6 protein-coding genes and 1 pseudogene are annotated in these 5,280 nt (G+C 46.5%); all 7 read left to right on the top strand.

Annotated elements, in window-relative coordinates:
• The first annotated feature begins 181 nt into the window (after window positions 1–181).
• Window positions 182–1,129, top strand: a complete 948-nt coding sequence (locus H579_RS0123195; RefSeq protein ID WP_028302626.1) for a hypothetical protein — start codon at window positions 182–184, stop codon at window positions 1,127–1,129.
• A 270-nt stretch (window positions 1,130–1,399) separates the two neighbouring features.
• Complete coding sequence (locus H579_RS28325) at window positions 1,400–2,263, top strand: KilA-N domain-containing protein (protein ID WP_051228291.1); 864 nt, start codon at window positions 1,400–1,402, stop codon at window positions 2,261–2,263.
• Between the two features lie 127 nt (window positions 2,264–2,390).
• Complete coding sequence (locus H579_RS0123185; RefSeq protein ID WP_028302625.1) at window positions 2,391–2,741, top strand: toxin-antitoxin system TumE family protein; 351 nt, start codon at window positions 2,391–2,393, stop codon at window positions 2,739–2,741.
• Window positions 2,742–2,743: 2 nt separating this feature from the next.
• Entirely contained in the window at window positions 2,744–3,145 is a 402-nt protein-coding gene (locus H579_RS0123180; protein WP_036567363.1) for an HVO_A0114 family putative DNA-binding protein, read from the top strand.
• 154 nt (window positions 3,146–3,299) lie between these two features.
• Window positions 3,300–4,685: a S49 family peptidase gene (locus H579_RS0123175; protein ID WP_028302623.1), complete on the top strand. Its 1,386-nt coding sequence runs from the start codon at window positions 3,300–3,302 to the stop codon at window positions 4,683–4,685.
• Between the two features lie 2 nt (window positions 4,686–4,687).
• Window positions 4,688–5,035 carry a head decoration protein gene (locus tag H579_RS27350; protein ID WP_036566418.1) on the top strand — a complete coding sequence of 116 codons (348 nt, stop codon included), beginning with the start codon at window positions 4,688–4,690 and terminating at the stop codon, window positions 5,033–5,035.
• 63 nt (window positions 5,036–5,098) lie between these two features.
• A pseudogene (locus H579_RS0123165) lies at window positions 5,099–5,280 on the top strand (hypothetical protein); the annotation flags it as partial.

Raw genomic sequence — 5,280 nt, 5'->3', positions numbered from 1 at the left:
AGGGGTTTTTCTTTATCTGTTAATCCCAGATGACTCTTCAGACAGATAAATGTGGATGTCCCGCATTTCATTATGAATGATGACCCAAAGGGATATCTCTAGGTGGTATTTGAGAGGAAACCTGTTATCTTTCAGATAGATAAATGTGGATGTCCCGCATTGCTGCTAATAAGGAATAGCTATGAAACTTATACAATGGACCGTTTTTGTTGATATGTTAGGCTTTGGAGAGATTAATAAGAAAATTAAAGATCAAGAGTCTGCAAATAAATTCATCAATTTCATGAAGTCTAATGAGGAGCTTTTTACGCGGCCACAAACTAATTTACGGGAAAGCTACGAGCAGCATGGCAGATCTGGTGGTTTTAACGTATACGATTATTATGATTTTGACTTTACATTTATATCCGACTCCTTTGTTATTTCATTTAGTCCTAAAGAGGTGCCAGAGATTAGAGAAAACCTTTTTTATCAACATTCAGCAAACTGTCTATTTATAATATCTATGCGTTTGTCGACATTTATTGTCAACTGTCAAAAAGAATATGGAATTTTCTTGCGGGGTGGGATTTCAGATAAATTCTCTAAAATATCTGCTAGTTTTGCTGTTGGTGAAGGTGTTATTGACGCGTATAGAGTTGAGAGTGTCGTAGCAAAGTATCCCAGAATTGCTTTGTCAGAATCAATTGTAGAAAACCGTAAGTTGATGGAGAGGCTTAATTTTATCGCTGATCAGATGTATAGCGGCTTTAGGATTATAAAACAGGACGTTGACTCTGTTTATTATCTTGATTACCTAGGTCATCAAGGAACATTTATTGACCAAAATAATGATATGGGTAGACGTAACATTATTGACCAAGATCTTGCTCAGCTTCAAGTGAGCTTTAAAAATTATTACTTTATGTATAAAACCCATAGAGATGAAATTGTAAAGTGTATTGAGTCTGTTGTTGAAAGAATAGAAAAATCTTCTGATCCAAAGGTATTGCAAAAATTACATAATGTTTTAGATAAGTATCGTTGGTTAACTAAATACCATAACCATAGCCTAGAAACTTTGAATAAGTTTGAAAACCTTTTAATAGATGAAACTATTCTTGAAATTTCAAGTTCTACTCCTGCTTGACACCCGCCCCCCTCGGCCCTAGTATTTGGGCTGAGGACTCAAAACCTCTTCATAGCGGATATAACCAGCCCCGTTAGTGTTGGCTTTTTTATGCCTGAAATTTGGCATTCCCTGCCCGAGTTGCGCCTGAAGCGCGCAAATTAGGTCGGGAGGGCGACGAATAAAATACCCTTCGGGGGAATAAGTCCGCGGTTTCTATGAGCCGTTTTGAGCCTCCTGACACCCATTCTCAAAGTGGGTAATTCTCAAAAAAAATCATAGGAGGTCATCATGGCCGCTTCTCTCTCTATTCTTTCTAAAGATATTCGTATGCTGGATGGGTTGTTCTCTTTGAATGATCTGCATAAGGCGTCTGGTTCAGATTCAAAGCATAAGCCGTATAACTTTATGCGCTCAGGTCAGACAGTTGAATTGATTGAAGAAATCAACCAAGGCTCAGATGTGAGCCTTGGTGCTGGCAGTGCTCATAAGATTGTTCATGGCGGGAAAAATCGCGGCACATATGTTTGTAAGGAGCTGGTTTATTCGTATGCGATGTGGATTAGTGCCAAGTTTCATCTGGCTGTAATCCGGGCGTTTGATCAGATGACGACTTCGCCAGCCCGGGATCGGGCCATTGGTACTAATGGAATGGATATTCTGTCATCTCTGGTGGATGGCAAGATCTCTCATCTTAAAGGCAAGCAACGGGCATCGGCTAAGGCGCGTTTCTGGAATCAGATTCATGCCGGTTTTGATGTGAAGTCCGGGGCAGATATTCCTGAGAGTGAGTTTAATAACGCCCGTCAGTTTATCAGTGAATACGTGCTGGAAGGGGATTACCTGCCAGCGGAACCTGAGCAAGTCACCGAGCCCCAGGCCGATGCGGTATTTAGCCCTAAGCGTATGCCATCAGGGTTTGATCAACGTCATGGGCGTTTATTATGGGAACAGATGTTTGATTGTGGCTGGCGGATTGACCTGCTGTGGGCGGTCAGGTGGATCAAAGACCATGAAGGCCAAACCGTACTGCTGGAGCCGGGTGTATCGGAGCAGCTGCAACTGGAGCTGAACTCTATCTTGTTCTGGAATGAAAACTACCGGAATAAGCTGCTGGATATTCACCGTATGACCCAGATTGGTCAAAGGCATTAGGAGGGTGTGGGGCTGCTTTATTCATTAAGCAGCCCTGATAAGGGGGATATAATTCAGTTGAGAATAAACCGGCATGGGTTATCATGTGAAGATAACATGTAGTGGGTATCAGGTACTTTAAAAATATATGAATGATACGGATTATGGACTGGAAACTCTGTTGGCGCTGAATGGCGAAGTGTTTCCGATGGATAATGGTTACTGGACGAAGTTTGAGGCTCGTTCGGTTACGGCTACCCAGCATATTCCCCATGGAATCAGTTACTCACTGACGTTACATGATCGGTCTAATGTCAGAATTTTTGGCATTGATAACGCTCATGGCTTTAAACCCAAAAAGAAAAAGTTCGGGGCTAGGATTGTGACTTGGGATCACAAGCATAAAGAAAACCGTGTGTTAAATTACGAATTTGAAACCCCTGGACAGTTACTGGAAGACTTCTGGAAAGAAGTAGAGCTTATTCTCAACGAGGTGTAATCATGAGAACTAAGGTTCTGACGATTGGTGTTATGTCCCGGCAAGACTATATGAAACGAACAATTGCCATTGCAAAAGGTGAATATAAGCCGAGAAAAAACGAGCCTAAGGTCTGGTTCGAGTCGGTTCAGTCTATGGCTCAGGTGTTAAGCAGTGAGAATCAGGAGCTGTTGCGCCTTATTGCGGAACATAAGCCACGCTCTCTGACTGAGCTGGAACAGATTTCCAGCCGTAAAAAAGGCAATCTGTCTCGTACACTGAAAAATCTTGAAAAGTACAATATTGTTGAATTGCGTAAAGGTTCTAACGGAGCGGTGGAACCAAAAGTAAAAGCGACGGATTTCAAGGTAGAGTTTGGTTTACACTATAGCCATCACGATCAGTCAGCCGCAATGGCGGTTTAGCCTATTTGTCGTATGAAGATGGCTTAAACTCAGCAGAATAATCCCAGAAGGGTGGTCAAATTGGCCGCCCTTTTTTTATGCCCAAAATTCACCAAAACCCTTAACCCCCAAACCCTTAACCCCCATTCCCCTTTCCTAATCACAGGAATCCCTTATGAAAAATTACCCCCATCTATCAGCGCGGGTGTTAAACACGCCGTTGCTGGTAGAGCCCGGCTATGCACGGGTGTTTTTTAGTGCTCTGGCCAGTCGGTTGGGGATTGTTCAGTTGTCAGATGCGGAAGGCGAGATTCTGACCGGTGAGAAGCTGCAGGTGGACTTAGGTTCGTTTGGTGGCCGTCGGGATCAGGAGAAGTCACGGTCGTATCCGGTGTACAACGGTGTGGCGGTGTTACCGGTGTCGGGTTCGTTGGTGCATAAGTCGGGTCATTTGAACCCTTACAGCGGTATGACGGGTTATGACGGCATTATCGCTCGTGCGGCCAATGCCTTTGCGGACCCTGATGTTAAGGGTGTGCTGATGGATAAGGATACCCCCGGTGGGGAGGTGTCCGGTTGTTTTGATACGTCTCGCACTCTGCGGCAATTGGCGGATGCGTCGGGTAAGGAATTGTGGTCGTTATGCCACGATATGCACTGTTCTGCCGGAATGGCGCTGGCCAGTGCCGCTCATCGCCGGTTGATCACTCAGACCGGGGTAGCCGGTTCGGTGGGTGTGGTAATGGCTCATACCAATTACGCCAAGATGCTGGGTGAGAACGGGGTAGAGGTGACTTTGATTCACTCCGGTCAGCATAAGGTTGATGGTAACCCCTATGAACAGCTATCCGCTGAGGTGTTGGCGAAGTTTCAGGCGGGTACAGACAACATCCGTCAGATGTTTGCTCAGTTGATGGCGGATCATATGGGGCTATCGGTAGAGGAAATTCTGGCAACGGAGGCCGCAACTTTTACCGGGCAAGCGGCGGTGGATGTGGGTTTTGCTGATGAACTGATTAACGGTAATGAAGCGATTCATTATTTCTCTGAATACCTGGCCGGTCGTGGCCAGACAATCACGATAGGATCGAAAACGATGGATGAAGGCAATAAACCTGCAGAAGGCACAGAGCACAAGTCTTTGGCGGATCAATCCGGTACAACTCAGGTAGCGGAACAGCCGCCTGTTAATTCAGAAGCACAGCAACCGGCTTCTACTCCTGCCGCTCAACAGTCGGCAGCGGTTCCTGTTGATACGGGTGCGGCTGATGCCGCTGCTGCGATGCAGGCCCGGATCGGTGGCATCCTGCAGGCGGAAGAGGCCAAGGGCTGTAAAGAAACGGCCAACTATTTGGCATTTAACACCAATCTGACGAAAGAGGAAGCGATTGGTGTGATGGCGACTATTCCGGCGGCTCCGGCATCGAATCAGATGAATACCGCGCTGGATAAGCTGATGGCTAATGAGCAGCAGCCAGATATTGATGCGGATGCGGGTGATGCTCCGGCAGGCAATGCCCTGCTGGCATCTTATGAAAAAGCGACGGGTGATAAGGGGTAATTATGATAGAGCAGTACATTCCAGAAACCTGGGTAACAGGCTCGGAACCTCTGGTGACGGTTGAGGGTAAATTAGCCGCTGGTCTGACGGTGGCGAAATATACGCCGCTGGGTTTGAAGAAATCAACGGGGGAGTTCCATATCTGGGACCCTGCGGCCACGGATGGTACTGAAGTGGCGGTGCGCCTGGCACCTGCGGTGCTGGATAGTACCGGCGGTGCGGTCAGTGTTCAGTTGATCAAAGCAGGCACCTTTAACCCTGATCTGGTGGCCTGGCCGGGGGCGGCAACGGATGTGCAGAAGGCTTGTGCTTTTGTGGGTACGCCGATTGGTCTGCAGTTACCGGGTTAGTCCTGTTTTGCAGGTTTGAACGGGTCGCGTAAGCGGCTTTTTTTGTTTATAGGGTAAAAGAAAATGGCATTGGATACCTACGGCACAGCGGACCTGATGGGTGTTGTGCAGAAAAAATCTAAATTCACGGCGCTGTATCTGGCGTTGTTTTATCCCAATGTGTACACCTCGAATTCAGAAGATATCTATCTGGATGAAGTGGATGACGAAGTGGATATTGCGGTAACCGTCTCCCCGGTGGTGGG

The organism is Oceanospirillum beijerinckii DSM 7166 (assembly GCF_000422425.1).
GTDB classification, from domain to species: domain Bacteria; phylum Pseudomonadota; class Gammaproteobacteria; order Pseudomonadales; family Halomonadaceae; genus Oceanospirillum; species Oceanospirillum beijerinckii.
The sequence above is the reverse complement of the archived record's forward strand: the minus strand, read 5'-3'. Positions and strand labels throughout refer to the sequence as shown.